The sequence below is a fragment of the Oleiphilus sp. HI0086 genome (genome assembly GCF_001635225.1).
Genome location: NZ_LWFZ01001085.1, coordinates 1 through 1,116, shown reverse-complemented (window position 1 = coordinate 1,116; position 1,116 = coordinate 1). Strand labels below are relative to the sequence as shown.

General features: G+C 43.3%; 1 protein-coding gene and 1 pseudogene. Both read right to left on the bottom strand.

The features are described from left to right. Positions 1–139: pseudogene (locus A3756_RS19215) on the bottom strand (DNA-binding response regulator); the annotation flags it as partial. A 119-nt stretch (positions 140–258) separates the two neighbouring features. Next, positions 259–1,101, bottom strand: coding sequence for a 4-hydroxybenzoate octaprenyltransferase (gene ubiA, locus A3756_RS19210; protein WP_068554330.1), 843 nt, complete (start codon positions 1,099–1,101; stop codon positions 259–261). Positions 1,102–1,116: the final 15 nt, after the last annotated feature.

Below are 1,116 nucleotides of genomic sequence, written 5' to 3'. Positions count from 1 at the left end.
GTTGATCCACAATAGCAATAAATGCATCCTGCGCATTTGAAGCTTCGATACAATTGTAATCAGCCATTTCTAAAGCAACAGCAATCATTTCTCTGATTGATGCTTCATCATCAACAATTAATACGGTTTTTTCTGACATAGTACTTACTCCAAAAATCAAACTGTATTAAAACGGCAAGCTGTTACAGTTTTATGACACTACACTGTAAGCCTATGCTGAGAACCTAATGAGCGCTCCTTTTTGCGAAGTTTTACAATTCACCTGACATAAAAGTCTAGAAACAGTCCCAGGAATAAAACCATACCCACCCAGTTATTGTTCAAAAACGCCTTAAAGCACTCATCTCTGTCACGATGGCGAATCAAGTGCTGCTGATATACAAATAGTACCGACGCAACGACAATACTCAGAAAGTAAAACTGCCCCATTTCAAGCTGTTCACCTAACAAGCTCAGCGTCAATATCACCAAAACCTGCAAAAATGCGATAATCGCCCGATCAGCCGAACCAAATAAGATGGCCGTGGATTTAACGCCGATTTTGATATCATCATCCCTATCGACCATGGCATACATCGTATCATAAGCAACGGTCCACAAGACTGTTGCCATATAGATCAACCAGATATGCGCAGGCAGTTCATTCACTTGCGCGGCATAAGCCATAGGAACGGACCAGGCAAATGCAGCACCTAAGACCACCTGTGGTAAATAAGTATAGCGCTTCATGAAGGGATAAGCAGAAGCAAGTGCGAGTGCACCAAATGAAAGGTAAATTGTCAGTTCATTGGTAAACAAAACCAGGATGAAAGACAACAGACATAAAACGGCGAAAAAGATCAAAGCCTGTTTTGCACTCACCCGCCCCGTCACCAGAGGGCGAGCTTCAGTGCGCTTTACATGACCGTCTATTTTTCTATCCGCAAAGTCATTGATTACGCAGCCTGCCGAGCGCATGAAAACAGAGCCGGCGATAAAAATAGCTAACACATCCATAGCTGGTATGCCCTCGGCAGCAAACCATAATGCCCAAAGCGTTGGCCACAAAACCAGATAAATACCTATAGGCTTATCCAACCTCGCAAGCCTTACGTAGTCCATTGCAACACTTGCAAA